At 55.2% G+C, this 21,585-nt stretch carries 18 protein-coding genes and 1 riboswitch; of the genes, 11 read left to right on the top strand and 7 right to left on the bottom strand.

All coding sequences use genetic code 11. The annotated features are described in order from the left end of the window. Positions 1-216: 216 nt before the first annotated feature. From M493_RS01850 to M493_RS01860, 3 genes are read left to right on the top strand one after another with little or no spacing between them, the layout of a single operon-like run. Positions 217-621, top strand: a complete 405-nt coding sequence (locus M493_RS01850) for an ATP-binding protein (RefSeq protein ID WP_020958571.1) — start codon at positions 217-219, stop codon at positions 619-621. 17 nt (positions 622-638) lie between these two features. Next, positions 639-971: an STAS domain-containing protein gene (locus tag M493_RS01855; protein ID WP_020958572.1), complete on the top strand. Its 333-nt coding sequence runs from the start codon at positions 639-641 to the stop codon at positions 969-971. A gap of 6 nt (positions 972-977) precedes the next feature. Then, positions 978-2,504, top strand: coding sequence for a SpoIIE family protein phosphatase (locus M493_RS01860; RefSeq protein ID WP_020958573.1), 1,527 nt, complete (start codon positions 978-980; stop codon positions 2,502-2,504). A gap of 124 nt (positions 2,505-2,628) precedes the next feature. On the opposite strand, the gene M493_RS01865 is transcribed toward M493_RS01860, so the two are convergent. Continuing rightward, complete coding sequence (locus M493_RS01865; RefSeq protein WP_020958574.1) at positions 2,629-3,360, bottom strand: sulfite exporter TauE/SafE family protein; 732 nt, start codon at positions 3,358-3,360, stop codon at positions 2,629-2,631. A gap of 267 nt (positions 3,361-3,627) precedes the next feature. On the opposite strand from M493_RS01865, the gene M493_RS01870 reads away from it, so the two are divergent. Next, a complete protein-coding gene (locus M493_RS01870) occupies positions 3,628-4,041 on the top strand; it encodes an RDD family protein (protein WP_020958575.1) in 414 nt (137 codons plus the stop codon). A 40-nt stretch (positions 4,042-4,081) separates the two neighbouring features. Here the strand turns inward: M493_RS01870 and M493_RS01875 are convergent, their stop codons facing one another. The 6 genes from M493_RS01875 to M493_RS18795 all read right to left on the bottom strand — a co-directional run bounded on the left by M493_RS01875 (position 4,082) and on the right by M493_RS18795 (position 11,730). Continuing rightward, positions 4,082-5,287, bottom strand: a complete 1,206-nt coding sequence (locus M493_RS01875; RefSeq protein ID WP_020958576.1) for a type III PLP-dependent enzyme — start codon at positions 5,285-5,287, stop codon at positions 4,082-4,084. Beyond that, positions 5,275-6,513, bottom strand: coding sequence for an MFS transporter (locus tag M493_RS01880; protein WP_020958577.1), 1,239 nt, complete (start codon positions 6,511-6,513; stop codon positions 5,275-5,277). The genes M493_RS01875 and M493_RS01880 overlap by 13 nt, the downstream gene beginning before the upstream one ends. Before the next feature lie 15 nt (positions 6,514-6,528). Next, complete coding sequence (locus M493_RS01885) at positions 6,529-8,532, bottom strand: IucA/IucC family protein (RefSeq protein WP_023817447.1); 2,004 nt, start codon at positions 8,530-8,532, stop codon at positions 6,529-6,531. Further along, the gene (locus M493_RS01890) at positions 8,529-10,445 is read right to left on the bottom strand and encodes an IucA/IucC family protein (RefSeq protein WP_020958579.1); all 1,917 of its coding nucleotides are present in this window, start codon (positions 10,443-10,445) and stop codon (positions 8,529-8,531) included. Before M493_RS01890 ends, M493_RS01885 begins: the two co-directional genes overlap by 4 nt. A 242-nt stretch (positions 10,446-10,687) precedes the next feature. After that, entirely contained in the window at positions 10,688-11,335 is a 648-nt protein-coding gene (locus M493_RS18790) for a hypothetical protein (protein ID WP_023817448.1), read from the bottom strand. Then, positions 11,332-11,730: a hypothetical protein gene (locus tag M493_RS18795; RefSeq protein ID WP_235183444.1), complete on the bottom strand. Its 399-nt coding sequence runs from the start codon at positions 11,728-11,730 to the stop codon at positions 11,332-11,334. The genes M493_RS18790 and M493_RS18795 overlap by 4 nt, the downstream gene beginning before the upstream one ends. A 3-nt stretch (positions 11,731-11,733) precedes the next feature. Between M493_RS18795 and M493_RS18800 the strand changes: the two genes are divergently transcribed. From M493_RS18800 to M493_RS01925, 7 genes are all read left to right on the top strand, one after another. Beyond that, entirely contained in the window at positions 11,734-11,904 is a 171-nt protein-coding gene (locus M493_RS18800; protein ID WP_235183445.1) for a hypothetical protein, read from the top strand. A 188-nt stretch (positions 11,905-12,092) separates the two neighbouring features. Next, a complete protein-coding gene (locus M493_RS01900; protein ID WP_020958581.1) occupies positions 12,093-13,346 on the top strand; it encodes a methyl-accepting chemotaxis protein in 1,254 nt (417 codons plus the stop codon). A 128-nt stretch (positions 13,347-13,474) separates the two neighbouring features. Beyond that, positions 13,475-13,588, top strand: a riboswitch (TPP riboswitch). 151 nt (positions 13,589-13,739) lie between these two features. Continuing rightward, positions 13,740-15,428 (top strand): phosphomethylpyrimidine synthase ThiC, encoded by a 1,689-nt coding sequence (thiC, locus tag M493_RS01905; RefSeq protein WP_020958583.1) that lies wholly within the window; start codon positions 13,740-13,742, stop codon positions 15,426-15,428. 370 nt (positions 15,429-15,798) lie between these two features. Next, complete coding sequence (locus M493_RS01910; protein ID WP_020958585.1) at positions 15,799-16,974, top strand: aminotransferase class I/II-fold pyridoxal phosphate-dependent enzyme; 1,176 nt, start codon at positions 15,799-15,801, stop codon at positions 16,972-16,974. Continuing rightward, on the top strand, positions 16,971-18,611 hold the full coding sequence (locus tag M493_RS01915) for a thiamine pyrophosphate-dependent enzyme (protein ID WP_020958586.1): 1,641 nt from the start codon (positions 16,971-16,973) through the stop codon (positions 18,609-18,611). The genes M493_RS01910 and M493_RS01915 overlap by 4 nt, the downstream gene beginning before the upstream one ends. 150 nt (positions 18,612-18,761) lie before the next feature. Continuing rightward, positions 18,762-20,243: an aldehyde dehydrogenase family protein gene (locus M493_RS01920; RefSeq protein WP_020958587.1), complete on the top strand. Its 1,482-nt coding sequence runs from the start codon at positions 18,762-18,764 to the stop codon at positions 20,241-20,243. Positions 20,244-20,400: 157 nt separating this feature from the next. After that, positions 20,401-21,561: a saccharopine dehydrogenase family protein gene (locus M493_RS01925; RefSeq protein ID WP_020958588.1), complete on the top strand. Its 1,161-nt coding sequence runs from the start codon at positions 20,401-20,403 to the stop codon at positions 21,559-21,561. The last annotated feature ends 24 nt before the right edge of the window (positions 21,562-21,585 follow it).

Here is a 21,585-nt window from a genome sequence, read left to right on the forward strand (position 1 = left end):
AGGTCAAAAAGAGCAGGAAATTGGAATGAAACCCATTTTGTATTATAATGATTAATGTAGTAAATAAGAACTATTTTTTCTATCAATGTGGAATAATAAGGAAGAAAAAATAGCATTCCAATCTGTTTTTCCTAGCGTCAGGGCGTGCTATAGTAAAAAGGTTGCCATTGTTGCATTTGACTGCGCGTGCAAGCACAGAAAGATAGGGGAATGCCGATGAAGCATGTCATCATGATCCGAACAATGACGATCATGAAAACAGCAGATATTTTAAAAGCGATGGACATTACTGAACAGCTGGCAAACGAGGTAGGGTTTTTGCCACGCGACTGCCTCTTTCTTCGCTTGGCGACGGAGGAAGCGTGTATGAATGCGTATGAATATTGTCAAAAAACAAGAAGATTACCGTTTAAAATATTTTGGAAAATGGATACAGCCCGGTTCACGATTATTGTCAAGCAGCGAGGAGGGTGTTTTTCCGCCGTCAAAACCGATGGCGTTAACACCGGGCCGCGCGGCAGAGGGTTGCAACTGATCGCTCACATTGTCGACAATGTATACGTGAAACGAGCGGGAAATAACGTCTTGCTTTGCATGTGTAAATGTAAAGAAAATGAGTGACCATTGGAGGAAGCAGGATGGAGATGAGACAAGGGGCAATTTGCACACTGACATGGACGGAAGATATTACATTAAATAATGTTGAATCGTTCCGTCAAGCGCTTGAACAGCTGTTGACCGAACGGGCTGACCAGTTGATCGTGAACATGGAGGCGGTCAGCTACATCAACAGCGCCGGACTTGGCATGATCGCCGACAGTGTGATGGCAGCCAGAGCCCGGCAAAAAGAGCTGGTCGTTGCCGGGGTAAAAGGGTCGCTCGCGGAAATTTTTCATATTGTCAAATTTTCTTCGTTTATCAAATTATTTGCTACAGAGAAGGAAGCGATCGATTATTTCAGCGGAGAATGACGTTCTATGAGTAATGGGTTTTTAGAATATCTTCGACATCAAGAAGACTTTACATGGCGGGAGTTGCTCGGCAGTCTCGAAAAAATGAATATGCTGTTCGGGCCGCGTGATGATGTATACTGGTTGGCGATGCCAGATAAAAGAAAAATATTATTCATTTCTTCGTCGTGTGAGCAGCTATACGGCCTGCCTCCGGCCACCTTTTATCATGACGGGGACGTATGGAGCAAAGTATCGCATCCTGATGATCGTGCCAAGGCGGAGGAAAAATGGGTGGCTTCTTCGAACGCCGAAGCGAATACGCAAACATATCGCATCATTAACCAGCGTGATGGGTCTGTGCGCTGGGTGCTTGAGCGGACGTCCCTTGTGCTTGGTCAGGCGGGGGATATCAAACTGATGAGCGGCTTTGTCACGGACATTACTGAGGAGAAACGGAACGGGGATCAGCTCCGGCTTGCGGAGCAAGTGTACGCCGCCATAGAGCAGGCGATGCTCGTGACCGATGCCGAGTTCGCTATCCGGTTCGTCAACCCGGCGTTTACGAACATTACCGGCCATAGTGCGGAAGTGATCGGCCAGCCGTTGCAAACACTGTATGCCGGTTACTACGATGCCTGGTTTTACGAAGTAGTCAAAACCGGGATCGAGGAAAGCGGGGAATGGCGCGGACGCGTGCGTTGGCGGCGGAAAAACGGATCCGTGCATGTCAGACCAACGACGGTGCGGCCCGTTCATGCTCCGGAAGGGGAGATTGTCTTTTATTTGTTTTTGTTTTCCGGCCCGTTCCGTGGGACAGCTTACGTTGAGGCGATGAAGGACGATTTAAAGCTGGCCCGCGAAGTGCAAAAGCGTGTATTAAGCAAACCGTTATCAACCAACGGGATCGGTATCGCTGGAACATACATCCCATCGCAGGAACTAGGCGGCGACATGTATGCCTGGTATCCGATCGACCAACAACGGTATGGCATTTTTTTAATGGACGTGATGGGACATGGAGCGGCAGCTTCGCTTATTTGTATGTCCGTGCGCTCGCTTCTTAACGGCATCATCCGCAAAGGGATCGTCCCGAAAGAAGTGTTCCGCGAGCTGAATCGTCATATGCACCAGCTGTACCACGAAAATGGGGGAATGACGTATTATTTCACTGCTGTATATGTCCTTGTCGATGTGAAGAAGCGAACGATCGAGTATGCATCGGCCGGCCATCCGCCCGGGTTTTTGTTTCAGCCGGATGGCACGGTGGCCGAATTGGATCGCGGTTGCGCGCCGATCGGACTGCTCCCGCGCCTTTTTATCGATAGCGGTCGTCTGCACTATGAACCCGGGGCGACGCTCGTGTTGTATTCCGATGGGGTCATTGAAGGGGGAGCGGGTTCGATCCGGCAAAATATCGGAGAGTTCCGCGACGCGCTAGCGCCATACGTCTCTCTCGACGAGCGTGCACTGTTGGCCCACCTGCGTCGCCATTTTGCCCAAAAAGGACCGCTTCCGGACGATTTCTCAGCGGTGGTCGCTAAGCTTAGGTAGAGAAGGAAAGAGAAGTTGCCTGTATCGGTCGGCGGCTAGTTTAAGAATCGGTCATGATATGTGTTTGGCCTTCCTGTTTCCGAATAAAACGGATGTCCCGCCTCAGGGGCATCCCTTCCCCATTTCACGAAAAGACCAACAAATTCATTCCCGCTATCAACACAATCAAGGAAGCCAGTTTTTTGATCCGTGTATGCGGGAGACGTTCAAACCATTTCAGGCCGATGTGTACGCCGGCCAATACGGCCACGATGCCAAGCAAAAAGTAAAGAGCGAATGAACCGGTAAAGTCGCCGTGAATCCCATGCAAAATGATCGTAAAACTGTTCATGATGATAAAGGATGCTTGAAGATTGGCATTATAGCGTTCCTTTTCCTTATAGCGCATCAGAAAATAAAAGACAAAAAAAGGTCCGCCTACAGCGAAAATTCCTCCGATCATTCCGCCGGTCAAACCGATCAACATAGGAAAGAGGGGCTTTTCAAACGACGGGGTATAGGTGTTTTTTTCACTTACATAAAGATAAACAACCATTCCAATGAGCACGAGGCCCAGCAATTTTCTCATCATCTCAGTCTCGCCATAGAAGCTTAGGATAAAGAATGACAATACGCGGCCCGCCAAGGCGAAACTCAAGATAGAAAGGAGATCTTTGACCTGAATATATTTTCTGAACTTGACCGCCACGTGAAGCGATATAACGATTGTCAAAGCCAACACTAATAATGTGCTATTCTTAAAGGGTAATAAAATTGGCAAAAGCCCCATGGAAAACAAGCCGAAGCCAAATCCGCTCGCCCCTTGGATAAAACTGCCGACAAAAAGAATGGCCAATACGAAAAGAAGTTCCCACATGCAATGTCATGCCTTTCTTTATAAAATGAAATGACGCTGTTTGCCTATGTCCGCCTGCCGCTGCCCGATCCTTCTTAGTTTACTATATACGGATTTTTCACCAATACTACTTTTAGGGAAAACTTTTCGCCTTTGTCGGTCCAAAACGGGCTAAGAAGCTTTAGGAAGAAAGTTGTGGATTTCTCCCCTGAATTTAGGCTAAAATGAAGACAATTGTACTGTCGGTGGCGAATACAATATAGAAAAGCCAGGAGGAGGGGAAGGCATATGACGGTGACGAACCCGGCTGGATTTTGGAAGCGGCTGTTGGCTAACTTGTTAGACGCTATTGTAGTCGGCATTCCGATTTCGATCATCGGCTATTTGATTACAGGCAGCGGGGAAACGAACTGGTTTACGTCATTGGCAAACTTGCTTTACGCCTTAGTTGTTCCAGCGGTGTGGTACGGGTATACGGTTGGCAAGCGGATGATTGGCATCCGGATCGCCAAGGTGAACGGCGGCAAAGTCGGTATTGGCACGATGTTTTTGCGTTCGTTTGTCGGCGGATTGATTTATTTCATTACCTTTGGCATCGGCCTGATCATTAGTGCCATTATGGTGGCGGCAAGGGAAGACAAACGGTCGATTCACGATTTTATCGCCGGCACGTATGTCACAACGGACAAACCGACCGCATAAACAATGAAAAAAGCGGGCTTCCAAATAGAGGCCCGCTTTTTTAACTTGAGGAATCAAGATAAATAAAGTCCGGGTGCGGGTGGCTTAAAAAGTCATGGTGGGAAATGTCCCAGCCATAGGCACCGGCATAGCGGAATAATACGATGTCACCGACGCGCAGGCGGGCGCAAGGCACATCCCGGGCCAATATATCGTTTGGTGTGCACAACTCACCGGCTAACGTCACCCGTTCGCCGAACAAAGATGGGCGGTCAAACGGGTAACGCCATTCGTTGATCGGAATGATGAGAAAAGGGTGGTTCATTTTCCATGCCGCCGGCAGCCGGAGATGGTGGATGCCGCCGCGGAGAATGGCAAAATACGTTCCGTAATTGTTTTTTAAGTCGAGCACCTCAGCCGCGTAGTAGCCGTTATGGGCGGCGATCAAGCGGCCAAGTTCGAAAATGACCGTCCAATGCGGAGAGGCATGGCGGCGCAGCAACAAATGTAGTTCTTTGGCAAACCAATCCCAACGAAACTGCCGGTCCGGGTCGTTGTAATGGACGCCGACTCCGCCTCCGACGTTAACGAACGAAAACGGCCGCCCGTATGTTTTTTCCGTTTGCCTAACGAATGACAGGCACGTTTCGATAAAGGCAAGATGGGCCTGCTCGTCGGTATGATTGGACATGGCGTGAAAATGGAACCCTTGCAGATCAATAGACGGAAGCGCCAACGCTGTGCGAATCGCTTCGCCGATATGCCATTCGTCGAGGCCGAACTGGGTCGGTTTTCCCGCCATATGCAACGTAGCGCCTGGAGCGGTTTGGCGCAAATTGACCCGCAGGAGCACGCGTGCGGTCGTTTGCCGCTCGGCGGCGATCCAGTGGAGCCGCTGCAGTTCCCATATGCTTTCGACATGAATGAGGGCTACACGCGCCTCGGTTGCTGCGATGAGTTCTTCGTCTGTTTTTCCCGGTCCGCCAAAAATGACCGGGGTGTCGGCAAACAGGCGGCGGACTTTTTGCAGCTCGCCGCCCGAGGCTACTTCAAACCCGGCCACATGCGGCTGGATCGCCTGTAAGACGCGCGGATCCGCGTTTGCCTTGACGGCATAAAAAAGTCGGACGGAAGGGGGAAGCGGGGCGGATAGCCTGGCTGTATGGGCGCGCAAGCCTTCCAGGTCATACACATAGGCGCAGAGCGGAGCCTGCTGTTTTGTCTTGTGATCCGTGATCACTTGAATGACGTCGCTTAATCGTTCCATGTTCTTCCTCCTGTAGAGATGTTCCATAGTTCTTTTCGCCGCCAAAAGATAAGCACACAAAGAAGACAGAGCCCCCCCATCGCATAGCCGGCCGTTTTTACCCCGGCGTACTCGGCGACGGCGGTAAGCAAAAGCGTGCCGAGCGGGATGAACCCGCGGTCCATTAAGGCGATGCTCATAATCCGTCCGCGTAGGCGATCCGGAACGGTCAGCTGAACGGCTAGGCGGCATAGCGTCCGATACAGCTGACCGGTCAGCCCGGCCAGCGCCATCGCAGCCAAGCAAAGCCACTTATGTTCAAACGAGACGATCCATAGAAGCAACGATAAGGAAAAGGCAAGCAACGAAACGATCAGCCATTTGCCGACCGCCTCAACCGGCCGGAAGGAAAGCCAGATCGTACCGAGCAACGCACCGACGGACGAGACGGAAAGCAGCAAGGCGAAATCCCCGGCGCCACCTTCGGACAACGCCTCAACGAGGAGCGGGGTTATCGCTGAATAAGCGAAACCGAACATCATCGGGATGATCGAAAGGGCAAGCAACGCCTGAATGAGCGGGGTGCCCTTGATATAACGGATGGCTTCCCCTTTGTCGCTTCCTGCTGAGCGTGCAGCCGGTTGGTGGGGGCCGCCCTCCTTTAAAAAGGATACCGCGAGGGCGGCGATAACGAGCATAGCGCTATAGACGACAAGCAGCGGGATGCCATCCATCGAAGCGAGCCACCATCCGGCTGCTGCCGGTCCGGCGATCTTTCCGATATGAAGCGCGGCGGTATGCAGTGAAATGGCGCTCGAGAGCGCCGCGCTCGGAACAAGATGAGCGATGTATGCATTGCGTGCGGCCGTTTCCACGGCCATAAAGACCGAACGGACCAGGACGGCGGCCAACAGCCAAACGAATGAGAACGCTTCATGCAGCAACCAGGCGATTGCCAACGTGGACGCGGCCATGCCAAGCAAGGAAGCGGCGAGCACACGGCGCCGGGGCAGACGGTCGGCAAGCACCCCGCCGAGCCAACTGAATAGAAAGATCGGCAGCAGCCGGCAGGCGTGCAGAACGCCGAGGTCGAGCGGCGAGCGGGAAAGCTGCAGCACGGCCCAGTTTAAAACGATGAAATCAGCCCACTCCCCGATGCGCGCCGGCAGTGTCCCGGCCCAATACACACGGAACGGGCGCCAAAACAGCGCGAAGGAAGGGGACGGTTTTTTCCATATAAGAAGCATATCGATTTCCCCTTATCAACCTGTCGCCAACGGATTGGGCACGGAAACGAAACAATACGTTTTCGCTTCCGGCTGCAGCCGCATTGTTGCCAGCGCCTTATGATCCACGAGCGGCCGGTATAAAGCTTGGCGGTCTTCGTGCACCGCTGTTTGCAGATTCGGATCTTTGGCCAGTTCGTCAAACACTGCATCACATTGGCGGCGGACGCACGTCCAACCTTGTTCTTCAGCGATGCCCCACCGGCGGCAGATGTGGCGGATAATTTCCCCAAGTTGATTTTGAAAGACGGTATAAAACACCTTGTTTTGCGCTTCCCGTAAATCGTCGGTGACCGTGAGCGATCCAGGTTGGACGTCGATGTCAAGCCCTTGGCGTAAAAGGCGCGGCCGGTACAGACGGATGCCTCCCCAGTCGCGAAACAGCAATTTCACCGGTTGCCCTTGCCGAAAGACGGGAACGGTATTTTGCAAATGCCCTTCGAGTCCGATGCCGTACTTGACGAGCAACGTCAAAAAGCCGCGGACAGCGATGCCGGCGTACTCGCGAAGAAAGGAAAGCGCCGTTTCCCGGGATGGTGGACGGTTGGTTGCCTTCGCGTACTCTTCGATGATGTCCACGACGACCGGCTGGCCGCTAAATGGCGACATGGCGTATAAGGCGGTTCCGGTGATGGCGATTTCTTCTTCGCCAAGGAAACGATCCAGTCCCTCACGATAAATGACGGATAAATTTCGCGCTTTTGTCGGATCTTCCGAGCGGAACGAGCAGCCGCCGATTTCACAAACGGGAAGAAAGATGCCGGACAGTGCATGTTCCCTTTCTAGAATGGCGCGAAACAGCTGGCTGTATGCGGCGCCGTTGTTGGCCGACTGGGGTGAAATGGACCTGACCGTTGAGGTCATTTGGCTATGGACGGCAGTTTTTATATACAGCGGGGTTTCCTTCGCCAAAACGGTCCGGAACGAGGCGGTCGCCTGCGTCGGGATCGTCACCCCCTCGATCAGCCAAAGGCGTCCATCGCGCAGCTCCTCACGGTAGACGTCCGGAATGATGTGCTCGTATTGCCAAGGATGGACAGGTATGAGCACATAGTCTTCCGGCTTCCGGTTTGCCTGCCGGAAACGTTCCGCCACCGGGCGTCGCAACGACGGGAAGCGGTCGAACAGGAAGGTGTTGGGATCTTCATATCCGTCAAAACGGAAATCGCACAAACTGCGTCGGACGGCGACAATCAGCAGCTGCGGTTCGCCGCCAAATTCCGCCGAGTAGGCGAACACGTCCTCAGGGGACATCGGCAGTTTCGTTTTGGCGCCCGGATGAAGGTGGTGCCCTTCAATGCAAAGCTGTTCGAAAAATAACGCCGGGCAAAACGATGGGTCACGCCGTCGATGTTCAATGTACGCAAACAAGCCGTCAGCTTCCGTCCCCGTCACCTGCCATGTCTTCTCAAAGTGCCAATAGGCAAGTGCCAAATTGGCGGTTCCGTTTTCCAACTCTTTCGCTAGTTGCGCCCATGCGTCTTCCTGGCCGTCCGCTTTCATATGCGGCGCCAGCAGGGAAAGGAAGGAGATGGCGTCTTGGACCGTTCGGATGCCGCTGCCGATCCACATGATCTCCTCGCCGATGTCGCATTGGCGAAAAGCCGATTCACCGCGGATCGGGATGAGCAAACATTCGCCCGGCGCAACCGGGAACAGCTTGTAGGTGATTCCTTCTTGCAAGTTGGCATCCGGAAGCCGGCGGACGGCCGGCTCCCATTCCGGCGTCAGCCCGTGCCAATTTGTCATATATACCGAGCCGACCACTCGCAAGTTGTAGGAATGGGAGTACAGACCGAATACGTCTTCCCGCAGCAACGCGGCGACAGTTCGTTGCAAGATCGTTGTCCGCGCCCGAGCGACATGGCGGAAGTAGGCAGAAAGCCGGTCAGGGAACCGTTTCCTGATGAATTCTGCACATTCTTGCTCGTATGGGTAGAGCGTCATATTCGCCGTTGGGGCGAATAAACGGGTGTTCATCGTTTCCATTCCTCCTTTTTCCATTTGGCCAGCGGATTGACCGTTTCAATGAAATGGTTGCGGAGATCATCCGTTAAGCGCATGGCGACGAGCGCTTTCATTGGCAACACCGGGGAAAACAGCGCCTCGCGGTCTTCATTTGCGTGTCTGTTCGCTTCGTTGTCACGGGCAAGCATCGCAAATGTGCGCTCCATTATTTCGGCTGTCGCACGCCAAAACAGCGGCTCTTCGACCGAGAACGACCGGGACAGGCAGGCGATCAGCTCGCCAAGATGGTTGTGAATGACGGCATGAGTGAACGTATGACGCAACTCGGTGATCTCGTCCGTCACGATGCTTGAAAGCGCCAAATCGTGAAGCGGGTAGCGATGGCGCCCGAAACGGCCGGAATGGAGGCGAATTCCTCCTAAATCGCGAACTTGCATCGCTTGAAGCACACCGCGACGGAAGACGGGGACACTGTTTTGCAAGTGAGCTTCCAGGCTGATGCCGTATTTGCACAAAAGGACGAGCAACGGCGGAACGAGCATTTCTGCATATTGCCGGAAAAACCACACAGCCGCTTCGCGCACGGAGCTTGCCCCCTGATTGGCGGCATATTCCTCAACGAGTTCGGCCGCCACCGGCTTGCCGCTTAGGAAGGAAGAAGAAAGAAGCGCCACAGCCGGCATGGCGATATCCCCTTCCACCAGCCCGCGCTCTGGATTGTCCCGGACGATGGCGGACAGCTGTTTGCTGAGCGTTGCCGATTCTTCGCCTGTTCGCCCATCAGGGGAAAAGTAGATGCCTGCTTTTTCGCTGATGATCCGGAAGCGGGGGGCCAGCTGCTCGTTGGTGAGCACATCGTTCAGCCATGCCGATAAGCGCGGCCCGTTGGCAGCGGCGGCCGGCGATACGGTGCGGACGGCGCTTGTCATTTGCACGTTGACCGGCGTTTTCAAATGATCACCGGAAGCGCCCGCGATCATGAATGTGCGCACGGAGACGAGCGGATGGGCACGGAGCGTCCGGCCCTGGATCGGCACGATCGTCTGTTCGTTCAGCTCCTTTTGAAAATATCGTTGGATCGTATGTTTCCACTGCCAAGGGTGGACAGGAATGACGTCATATTCGCGTTCAGAGCGGCCGCATGTCCGCAACGATTCCTGTACAGCGGAACGCAACGTTTCTTCCTGTTCGTAAATCCAGTCCGCCATTCGTTCATAGGAAAAAGAAACGAAACGGCAATGGCGGCGATGCACCGCGACCAAGGGGAGGGCGACGATTGCTTCCCATTCCGGCGAATAGTCGATCACATCTTGGACGCTGAAGCCGAGTCGCGTTTTGGCGCACGGGTGCAACGTATGCCCGTCAACGACCGACTGTTCATAAAAAACAAGCGGGCTGAATGGATGCGGTTGGGCGCGCACCCACTCAAGCGAAGAGGAGTGAACTGTCCCGCGTGGGCCGCGCCGTTCGGCGGCGGCTAAGGCAAGCGCATCATTCACAACACTGTTGGCGATTTCAGCACAAAATCCGTCCCAGTTTGGCATAGGAGCGATCGCCCCTTCGGATCGCAGCAGCTGAAGCAGCTCCAAAGGGGAGAAGAGGGGAGTTTGTCTCTTCCTGTCCAGCAGCCAAAGGCGTGCAACGGTAAACTGCCCAAGGCTGAACCGCTCAGCTGCCGCTGCTTTGATCTGTTTCGTTTCCGAAAGCAGGATGGAAAGTTCCCACTCTTTTCCGGTATACCTCCAGTCAACGCGGTTTGGGCTGATGAGATGTTCGCGGACGAGCGCCTGCAGCAACCGACCGGTGATGCGCCGCCGGCTTTTTGGCAACATAGCCAAAAACAAATGTCCGAGCGCCGGATCGATTCGTTGCAACTGTCGGTATGCTTGTTCTTCCTCATAGAGAAAGACGGTAGACAACTGCAATGTGCTCCCTCCTCTTATGAAAACGATTATCAATATCGGTAAACATCATAATATAAATGATTATCATTTTCAATATGGTGCAAAAAAAACCTCCTTTTGATGCAAAGCGGAGAAGAGGAAGATAAGAAAAACGGACTATTCCTCCTTGGCGGCGGGGGGCATTGGACTATTCTGCTGAGAAGGCCGGGCAAAAGAAAAAACGGAAGCTCCGTGTTCGGAGCTTCCGTTTTTCAGCGCGCGGCTCATCTTTCCCAAATGGCGTTGGCCAATAGGCGGAACAAATAGTCCGTATGGTCGCGGAAGCCAGCCTCAAGCCCGATCAAGGTGACGTCAGCGTTTTGTTCACGGACGATGACGGCAGCCCCTTGGGCGGCGCTGCGGTTTTTCCAATGGCCGGCCTTGAAAAAGCCTGGAGTATTGTCAAACGTTGCTTCAACGATGTCATTGCCGGTGTTCGTATACCATACCGGGCGGTATACAAAGCCGATATCGTCCTGTCCGTAACCGGCTGTCGTTCCTTTGCCGCTGTAGTCGACGCGGACGATGCCGTTGCTGTTCGAGCCGCCGACATTAATCGTGTCGTCGGTGAGCCCGAGCGTTTTCGTCGCTCTTGATGCTCCGGCGCCGACAGCGATGTATTTGCCGCCATCGTTCACAAAAGCGGTGACGTGTTGCTTGAAGGCATTGTACTCATCAGCATTTTGCAAGCCGAATTCTTTGTTGGCCGCGCTCAAGTTCAGAGAAATTACGTTTTCCGTCCCGCTGTAAACAAAGACGTCAAACCCGTCCAGCCCGTTTGCCGCCACTTCGGACGGCGTCAGTTCGGTCACTTGAAAGCCGAGCCGCTGCAACGCCAGTTTCGTGCCGGAATGGGACTGCTGCTTATTCATGCGCCCATAATGGCGTTATATTGCCAGCGCACGCCGTCCCAGTCGTTTGGCGGCGCTTCGAGCGTATGGCCGTACGCGCCGTGGTACATGGCGTACATCGGCGTGAAAATCGGCGGATAGTCATCCCAGCCGGCCGTATCATCGCGATACGGGATATAGACGCCTTCCATCGACTTGTACAGTTCTCTTTGGTAGGACGCCTTGTCGGCCAAAATTTCTGCTTCCATCGCTTTTGCTTGTTCGAGCGCCCATTTGATATATAAATCGTATTCATAGTTTGGATTGTGCGGCGGCGTGCAAGGTTCAATCAATCCTTGCAAGTTTGGCCCGTCATTTTTCACATAGCCGTGTGTATCAAGAAACACCATCGGATTCCATTCTTTAATGGGTTCCACCGTTTGTTTTCTTGGTTGAACAGGCTGCCCGTTTGTTCTTCGAATGCGTTGACGTTCGTCCATTTGACCGGCTCGGCGTGCACAGCCGCCCAAGGGGAAAGCGCCAACAAACTGACGGCAAGCGCACCGCCAATCATTTTCTTTTTGTCCATGGATGATCTTCCGTTCTATTGATCTAGAAAATGAATATTTATGAGGTAATCGTTATTTTAATACAATTCCTGTTTGCTGGAAATACAATTTTTTAATGAAGGAGATCCAGCTGGACATAAAGAAGGAAAACCGACGCACGTTGACGAATATGTCAATGCTATAGTAATAGTGAAAAACTTTTTGACAATAGAAAAAAGGAGGAGAAAGGGTTGTCGTTAAGCGCTTATATCATTCGCACGATGTTCGTCGTCATCCCCGGCACGGCGGCGATCGGCCTTGCGATATGCTTGGCTAATGGCATTCGCGGGGCGGCGTTTTGGTGGACGCTTGCCGCCACCTTGTTGTTCGGGGCGGTGGTTGGCTTAGTTTCATCAACGCTCAACTACCGGCGGTTTGTCGCGCCGATCGCTATCATCAATGAACATGTAAGCAAAATGACAGAGGGGGACTTGAAGACGCGCGTGCCGCTGGACAGCGTGCAGCAGCTGCGGCCGATCGCGGCTGCGTTCAACCGTATGGCCGATGCATGGCAGGAAGTGATGGGCCGCGTGCAGCACCATGCCGAAGAGGTGGCGCAAGTGTCCGGCCAGTTGGCCGCTGTCGCTGAGCAGACGACAAAAGCGACAGAACAAATTGCGGCCGCGATGGAAACGATGGCCTCGCACGCCGAGGAGCAGGCAAAGGCCGCCCGCGGTACGGCGATGGCTATCAATGACATTTCGAAAACATTGGACGAAGTTGCCCTTCACACGAAAGAAGTGTCGCACAACGCCCGGGAAACAGCGGCCAAAGCGCAGGACGGCAAACAGTCTGTGACGCAAATGTCTGAGCAAATGCAGTTCATTTACGACCATGTTCAATCGCTCGGCCAGGTCGTCCAAAGGCTCGGGGAGCGCTCGAATGAGATTGGGCAAATCACGGAAGCGATCACGGGCATCGCGTCACAGACGAACTTGCTGGCGCTAAATGCGGCGATCGAAGCGGCGCGCGCCGGCGAACAAGGAAAAGGGTTCGCCGTCGTCGCCGGCGAAGTGCGAAAACTGGCCGAACAGTCGGCGCGCTCGGCGCAGCAAATCTCCAAGCTGATCGGTCACATTCAAGAGGAAACGAAGCGGGCGATCGCGTCGGCTGAGCGGGTCGTCGCTGAAGTGGCGCAAGGGCTTGACGCCGTCGCCGCTGCCGGCCAGTCGTTCGCCGAGATTCGCGCGGCCGTCGATCAAGTGAGCGAACAAATTGGACAAGCATCGTCTGCGATTGAACAAATGACGGGCCGCGCCCGCCAAGTGGATGACGCACTCCAACAGATGACCAATATCGTTGAACAGTCAGCGGCCGGCGCTGCGAACGTATCGGCATCCACTCAGGAGCAAATGGCTTCCGTCGAGGAAATCGCCTCTTCCTCGGCAGCGCTCGGCCGGATGGCGGACGAGATGCGGACGATGCTCAAGCAATTTTCGGTGTGAGGCGGGAAAAAGCGAGTTTGCCAAGGAAAGAAGGCTTGATGCGCCAGCTGTCATATGGAATAAAATGGTTTGCATACGTGCCTGTTATGCAGTAAAATGAAAGGAAAGTCAGTCATCATTGTTATACGCTCATCTGCTAGGGGAGTCCGGGAGCCGGGCTGAGAAAAGAACGCGATGAAGTTCTTTGACCCTTTGAACCTGATCTGGGTCATGCCAGCGTAGGGAAGCAGGCAGCGGGAACAAATGGACGCACAGGCTGTTCATTTGGCCTTTTTGCCTTGATCGGGTTCCGTTTTGCGGAACCCGTTTTTGCGTAAATAGCCCCTGTTTTTGCCTCTCTTTTCGTTGGTGCGGCTGCAGATCCCAAACAAAATGTTTAAGGAGGAAAGCCGCATGGAAAACATTCGCTCGTTCATGTCATTTCCAGCCAGCCGCAAAGTGTACATCGAAGGATCACGGCCTGATGTGCGCGTGCCGATGAGAGAGATCGCCTTGTCGCCGACGAAAACGCCGCAAGGGACGGTGGAAAACGAATCGGTGCGCGTCTATGACACAACCGGTCCATACACTGATCCCGATTTTGAGCCGGACGTAGAAAAAGGATTGCCGCTTCTTCGCCGCAACTGGATTTTTGAGCGCGGCGATGTCGAAGAAGTGAAGCCATTAGCAGCCGCCGGTGTCCGCCCGCTGCCGTTCGTGCGCCGTCCGCTGCGGGCAAAATCGGGGAAAACAGTGACGCAAATGCATTACGCCAAACAGGGGATCATCACTCCGGAGATGGAGTTTGTTGCGATTCGCGAACAACTTGATCCGGAAATCGTTCGCCAGGAAGTGGCGGCCGGCCGGGCGATCATTCCGGCGAACATTAATCACCCTGAGAGTGAGCCGATGATCATCGGCCGCCGTTTTCATGTGAAAATTAACGCCAATATCGGCAACTCGGCCGTTTCTTCCTCGATTGAAGATGAAGTGGAAAAGCTGCTTTGGGCGGTGCGCTGGGGCGCCGATACGGTCATGGATTTGTCGACCGGCAAGCACATTCATGAGACGCGCGAGTACATCATCCGCAATTCGCCGGTGCCGATTGGAACCGTGCCGATTTACCAGGCGCTTGAGAAAGTAGGCGGCGTGCCGGAGAAGTTAACGTGGGACGTGTATCGCGAGACGTTGATTGAACAGGCCGAACAAGGGGTCGACTATATGACGATCCACGCCGGTGTGCGGCTTCGTTACATTCCGCTCACCGCCAACCGGACGACCGGCATCGTCTCGCGCGGCGGCTCGATCATCGCCCAATGGTGTTTGGCCCACCATGAAGAAAACTTTTTGTATACGCATTTTGAAGACATTTGCGAAATTTTGAAACAATACGATGTTGCGATTTCCCTTGGCGACGGCTTGCGCCCAGGCTCCATTGCCGATGCGAATGACGAAGCGCAGTTTGCCGAACTGGAGACGCTCGGCGAGCTGACGAAAATCGCCTGGGAGCATGATGTGCAAGTGATGATCGAAGGGCCGGGGCATATCCCAATGCAGAAAATTCGTGAAAATGTCGAGCGGGAACAGGAAATTTGCCATGGGGCGCCGTTTTATACGTTAGGGCCGCTTGTCACCGATATCGCACCGGGATACGACCACATCACGTCAGCGATTGGTGCCGCGATCATCGGTGCTTACGGGACGGCGATGCTTTGCTATGTGACGCCGAAAGAACATTTAGGGCTGCCAAATAAAGAGGATGTACGCGCCGGAGTCGTTACGTATAAAATCGCCGCCCATGCCGCTGACTTGGCGAAAGGGCATCCGGCCGCCCAGCAGCGCGACGATGCGCTCTCGAAAGCGCGCTTTGAGTTTCGCTGGAACGATCAGTTCAACTTGTCGCTTGACCCGGAACGGGCCCGCGAGTACCATGATGAGACGTTGCCGGCCGAGGCGGCGAAAACAGCCCACTTCTGTTCCATGTGCGGACCGAAGTTTTGCTCGATGAACATTTCGCACGAGCTGCAGCGGAAAATCAGAGAAGAAGGGATGAAAGAAAAGGCCGCTGAATTTGTGCGCGGCGGTGCATCGCTATATCAGTAAGAAATGGGCGGCATCATATGCAAGCCGGGCGCCCGGCGGCGCCCGGCTTTTTTGAAACTGACGGATGCGCCTTCGCTTTCAGGAAGGCGAAAGACCGGATTGCGGCGAGCCGCACGCACTTCATCCCATTCAATCCTAGTATGGGGGTTGCGGTTTGGCGTTCAGGCAAAAAGGGGACGTATGGACTCGTTCCGCCGCTACTATTCTAATTCTTTTACATTGATAATAAAATATTTTACAAGAAGAGAAATCGCATTTCCGTTCAACTGTTTCCACCGGTTAGACTCGTTCCCGGGCCTTAGCCGCGATCCGCCTTGTTGCTTGTCCGTCCCGCGCCGCAAACGATAAAGCCGAAAGGGGAGAGGCCGTGATGAAGACGGCTTCCGAACTTGTAAAAGGAATGCCGCCGTATTTGTTTTCCGCGTTGGAGCGAAAAAAAGCGGAACTTGTTCAGAAAGGAATCGATGTGATCGATCTGGGCATCGGCGCGCCGGATTTGCCGCCGCCGCCATTTGTGATTGACGCTTTGAAACGCGAGCTTGATGACCCGCGCAACTACACGTATTCTCCGTATGCCGGCTGCCGCGAATACCGCGAGGCGGTTGCCGCCTTTTATAAGCAACAGTATGGCGTCGAACTGGATCCGGATACGGAAGTGCTCGCTTTGATCGGCTCGAAAGAAGGGATTGTCCATTTGTTGCAGGCGCTCATCGATCCGGGCGATGCGGTGCTGATTCCGAATCCGGGCTACCCCGTGTACCGCACCGCTGTCCATCTCGCCCGCGGGACGCCGCTTGAGTTGCCGCTTGATGCCGCTCGTGACTACGCACCACAATTTTCCGCTGTTGATCCGTCCACTTACGATCGCATCAATATCATGCTGCTAAACTACCCAAGCAATCCGACAGCTTCTATGGCGACGGTTGATGTATTCGCTGAGGCGGTGGCGCTGGCGAATAAGCACCGGTTTCTCATCGCCCACGATTCCGCGTATTCGCTGCTGACGTTTGGCGATGTTCGGGCTCCGGGCGTGCTGCAAGTTGACGGCGCAAAAGACGTGGCCGTCGAGCTCGGCTCTTTGTCCAAAAGTTATAACATGGCGGGCTGCCGCATCGGCTATATCGTCGGCAACCGGGATGTCATCCGGGCGCTGGCGGTCCTAAAAGGAAACATCGATACGTGCCAGTTTTTAGCCGTGCAAAAAGCGGCGGCCGCTGCGCTGCGGGGCGGAACTGAAGCGGCGAAGGGGAACAGCCGCATCTATGAAGAACGGATGAAGGCGATGACAGCGGCGCTTTGGAAAATGGGCGTGCCCGTCCGGCCGCCGCAGGCGACGTTTTTCTTGTGGGTGCCGACAGCGGTCGGCTGCTCCGCCGCCGAGTTTGCCGCCCGGCTGCTTGATGAAGCCGGGGTGATCGTAACGCCGGGGACGGCGTTTGGCTCAGGAGGGGAAGGGTATGTCCGCGTTTCGCTCGCCGCCCCGCTTGAGCGGCTGCTTGAAGCGGCGCGGCGCTGGGCGGCGATCGATTGGGAGGGACGGTCATGACAAAACGGGTGATGCGCGGTCTTTCTGTTCCGCGGGCGATGATCGAATGTTTCAAGCAAGAAGGCATTTCCCACTTGTTTTGTGTGCCGGGGGAAAGTTATTTGCCGCTGTTGGATGCGTTATATGACGAACCGACGCTTCAGCTGATCTCAGCCCGCCATGAAGGCGGGGCGGTGTTTATGGCGGAAGCGTATGCGAAAGCATCCGGCAAGCCGGGAGTGGTGCTGGCGACGCGCGCGGTCGGCGCCGCCAACTTGGCGATTGGCGTCCATACGGCGCGCCAAGATTCCACGCCGCTCGTCGTCTTTTTAGGGCAGGTGCACCGCCGGTTTCGCGGCCGCGAAGGGTTTCAAGAAGTTGAATTGGATGAATGGTTCCGGCCGCTCGCAAAGTGGGCGGTTGAAGTCGATGATCCGGAGCGCGTGCCGGAGTTGGTGCAGCGGGCGTTTCGGGTGGCGAAAACGGGCCGTCCCGGGCCGGTCGTCGTTTCGATCCCGGAAGATGTATTTACAGAAACCGTTGCGGAGGCGGTGTTGATGGCGATGGACGCGCCGCGCCCGGCCCCGGCTGAGGAGAAGCTGCGGCAGATAGAAGCAGCGCTTGCCGCTGCCCGTCGGCCGCTCATTGTCGCCGGCGGCGGCGTCAAACGAGCCCGCGCCGAGCAACCGTTGCGCCTCGTGGCGGAACAATATTCCCTCCCAGTCGCTGCGGCGTTCCGCCGCCATGACGTGTTTCCGCACGACCATCCACTTTATGTCGGCCATCTTGGCCTCGGGGCGCCGGCGGCGGTGGTCGAAACGGCAAGGAGCGCTGATCTTCTTTTAGCGGTCGGCACGCGGTTGTCGGAAGTGACGACGCAAGATTTCACGTGGCCGTTGCCGCATCAGACGCTTATTCATATCGATATAGACGGGGAAGCGCTTGGCAAAGTGTTCCCGGCGGATATCGCCGTTATGGCGGATGCCCGCGAGGCTTTGCTTGCGCTGCTCGGACGGAACATCGCCCCGTCATGGAGCGAATGGGCCGCTGCCCGCCGACGTGCCTATGAGGCGACCGCGATGTTGCCGCAGCCGCCGCGAAATATACAAGAAGCGGTCATCGCCGTGCTGCAGGCCGAGCTGCCGGATGATGGCGTCATCACGAATGACGCCGGCAACTTTGTCGGCTGGCTGCATACCTTTTTCCCGTTCCGTGACCGGCACGTGTATATCGGGCCGACATCCGGGGCGATGGGGTACGGGCTGCCGGCTGCCATCGGTGCCAAGCTCGCTGAGCCAAAACGGGTGGTCGTTTCCTTATCAGGCGATGGCGGGTTTTTAATGACAGCGGCTGAGCTCGAGACCGCTTCCCGCTACGGCATTCCTGTCATTAGTCTCGTCTTTAACAACCGGATGTATGGAACGATTCGCATGCACCAGGAGCTGCACTTTCCGCGGCGGGTGATTGCGAGCGAGCTGGGCGAGGTGTCGTTTGCCAAGTTGGCGACGGCGTTGGGCGCTGACGGCGTCACGGTGAAGACGGGCGACGAATTTGCGGCCGCTTTTAAACAGGCGCTGACAGCAGTGAAGCCGACGGTGATTGAAATCATGACGGAGCCGGAACAGCTGTCCGTGGCGATGCGGCTGCCCGCTCCGTAATAGCGAGAATAGCGAGGTGCCCAAAGGAGGCATGCGCATTTCCATATGCGGTGAGAGCCCGGCTGGATGGCAACAGCTTGGTGCGGCGCCGGTGAAAAAGGAGATTGCCGCCGGCAGTCGAACTGGAATAAAGTGCAAAGGAGGATGACGATGAAAGCATGGAACTTTATTGATGGTGAATGGAAAGCGGCTTCAAGCGGCCAACGGGCGTCGGTAATCAACCCGGCGAACGGAGAGGTGATTGGCGAAGCGGCGTTGTCGACCGCCGCTGATATCGACGCGGCTGTCAAGGCGGCAAAAGCGGCGCAAAAGCAATGGGCGCTCGTGCCGGCTCCGAAGCGCGCGGAAGTGTTATACCGGGTCGGGAGCTTGCTAAAGGAGCGGAAAGAACAATTGGCCCGGCTGTTGACGATGGAAATGGGCAAAGTGATTGAGGAAGCGCGCGGCGAAGTGCAGGAAGGCATCGATATGGCGTTTTACATGGCGGGGGAAGGGCGGCGGTTGTTTGGCGATACGACGCCGTCTGAGTTGAAAGACAAGTTTGCGATGAGCGTCCGCGTGCCGGTGGGGGTTGTCGGCATCATTACCCCTTGGAACTTCCCGATCGCCATCGCGACGTGGAAGTCGTTTCCTGCGATCGTCGCCGGCAATGCGGTCGTTTGGAAGCCGGCGCTTGAAACTCCGTTTATGGCGCGCGAACTGGCTGCGATTTTCGCTGAAGCAGGACTTCCTCGTGGAGTGTTCAATGTCGTTCACGGCGACGGGCCAACGGCAGGCGGTGCGCTTGTTGAGCATCCGGACGTGCCGGTCATTTCGTTTACCGGTTCGAATGACGTCGGCCGGCAAATCGCCGAGAAGTGTGGGCGCTTGCTGAAAAAAGTGTCGCTGGAAATGGGCGGGAAAAACGCGGTCATTGTGATGGATGACGCGGATTTAACATTGGCGGTCGACGGCATCATCTGGAGCGCGTTCGGCACATCGGGCCAGCGGTGCACGGCATGCAGCCGGGTCATCGTCCATGAGCGGGTCAAGCCGGAGCTCGAGCGGCGCCTGCTGGAAGCGGTAAAAACGCTGACCATCGGCAATGGATTGGATGAAACGGTCAAAGTCGGCCCGGTCATCCACGAAGAGGCGCTGCAAAAGATCGACCGCTACGTGCGCCTTGGCGTAGAAGAAGGGGCGAAATTGTTAATTGGCGGCCATCGATTGCGCGATGACGCCTATGCGCGCGGCTTTTACTACGCGCCGACCATTTTTACGGATGTGACGCCGTCGATGCGCATTGCCCGCGAAGAAATTTTTGGCCCGGTCGTGTCCATCCTTTCCGTCGGCAGTTTGGAAGAGGCGATCGCCGTCAACAACAGCGTTGATTACGGGCTGTCGAGCGCCATTTTCACCCGTGATGTCAATAACGTGTTTCGAGCGATGCGCGATTTGGACACCGGCATCGTGTATGTCAACGCCGGCACGACAGGGGCGGAAATTCATTTGCCGTTTGGCGGCACGAAAGGGACGGGCAACGGTCATCGCGACTCCGGCGTCGCTGCGCTCGATGTGTTTACCGAGTGGCGGAGCATTTATGTCGATTTCAGCGGCAAGCTGCAGCGGGCGCAAATTGATACGGGCGATTGAACGGGCGGGCTGTCTGCCCGGGCAGCCGCAACGATGGCGGCCGATAAAAGCGGTCCATACAGACTCGGGCAAGATGCCGCATTTGCCATAGCGGCAGCCAAAAGGCAGCAAGCGGTTGGATACAAGCAACAAAACGGCAACAAAGGGGGAACGAACGGTGAGAATGCTCGTGCTTGGCGCCGGGTTGATGGGCAAAGAAGCGGCGCGCGATTTAGTGCAAAGCAAGGACGTCGAGGCTGTGACGCTTGCCGATGTCGACCGGGATAGGGCGGAGCAGGTTAAGAGTCAACTTCAATCGGCAAAACTGACCGCCGTTCGGGTCGATGCAGGCGATCCGAAACAACTCGCGGCGGCGATGAAAGGGCATGACGTGGTTGTCAACGCCTTGTTTTACCGCTTCAATGAAACGGTGGCGAAAACAGCGATCAAAATGGGCGTCCATTCGGTCGATTTAGGCGGCCATATCGGCCATATTACCGACCGGGTGCTTGAGATGCACGAGGAGGCTCAAAATGCAGGGGTGACGATCATTCCGGATCTTGGCGTCGCGCCGGGGATGATCAACATTTTGTCCGGCTATGGGGCAAGCCAGCTTGATGAAGTTGAGTCAATCCAACTGTATGTTGGGGGGATTCCCGTCCGTCCCGAGCCGCCGCTTGAGTACAACCATGTGTTTTCTTTAGCAGGGCTGCTTGACCATTACACCGATCCGTCTCTCATCATCCGTGACGGCCAAAAGCGGGAAGTACCGTCGCTTTCCGAAGTGGAACCGATTTATTTCGACCGGTTCGGACCGCTTGAAGCGTTCCATACTTCAGGAGGGACGTCGACGCTCTCGCGCTCGTTTCCGAACTTGAAGCGGCTCGAGTACAAAACGATTCGTTACCGCGGCCATGCAGAAAAATTCAAGCTGCTCGTCGATTTGAATTTGACGCGCAACGATATGGAAGTCAACGTGAACGGCCAAACAGTCAAACCGCGCGATGTGCTGCTCGCCGTGTTGACGCCGCTCCTTGATTTGAAAGGAAAAGACGATGTCGTCTTGCTTCGGGTCATCGTCGGCGGCCGAAAAGGCGGGAAGGAAACGGTGTTCGAATACGAGACCGTCACGTTTAATGACCGTGAAAACAAAGTGACGGCGATGGCGCGCACAACCGCCTATACGATTTCCGTTGTCGCCCAGCTGATCGGCCGCGGGGTGATTACGAAGCGCGGCGTCTATCCACCCGAGCAAGCCGTGCCAGGAGAGGTGTATATTGAGGAAATGAAAAGGCGCGGGGTCGTGATTAGCGAGAAACAAACGATTCGCCCTTGCTAAAAGGGGAGGGAACGAATGAACAGC

Source organism: Geobacillus genomosp. 3 (assembly GCF_000445995.2).
In the GTDB taxonomy this organism is placed as follows: domain Bacteria; phylum Bacillota; class Bacilli; order Bacillales; family Anoxybacillaceae; genus Geobacillus.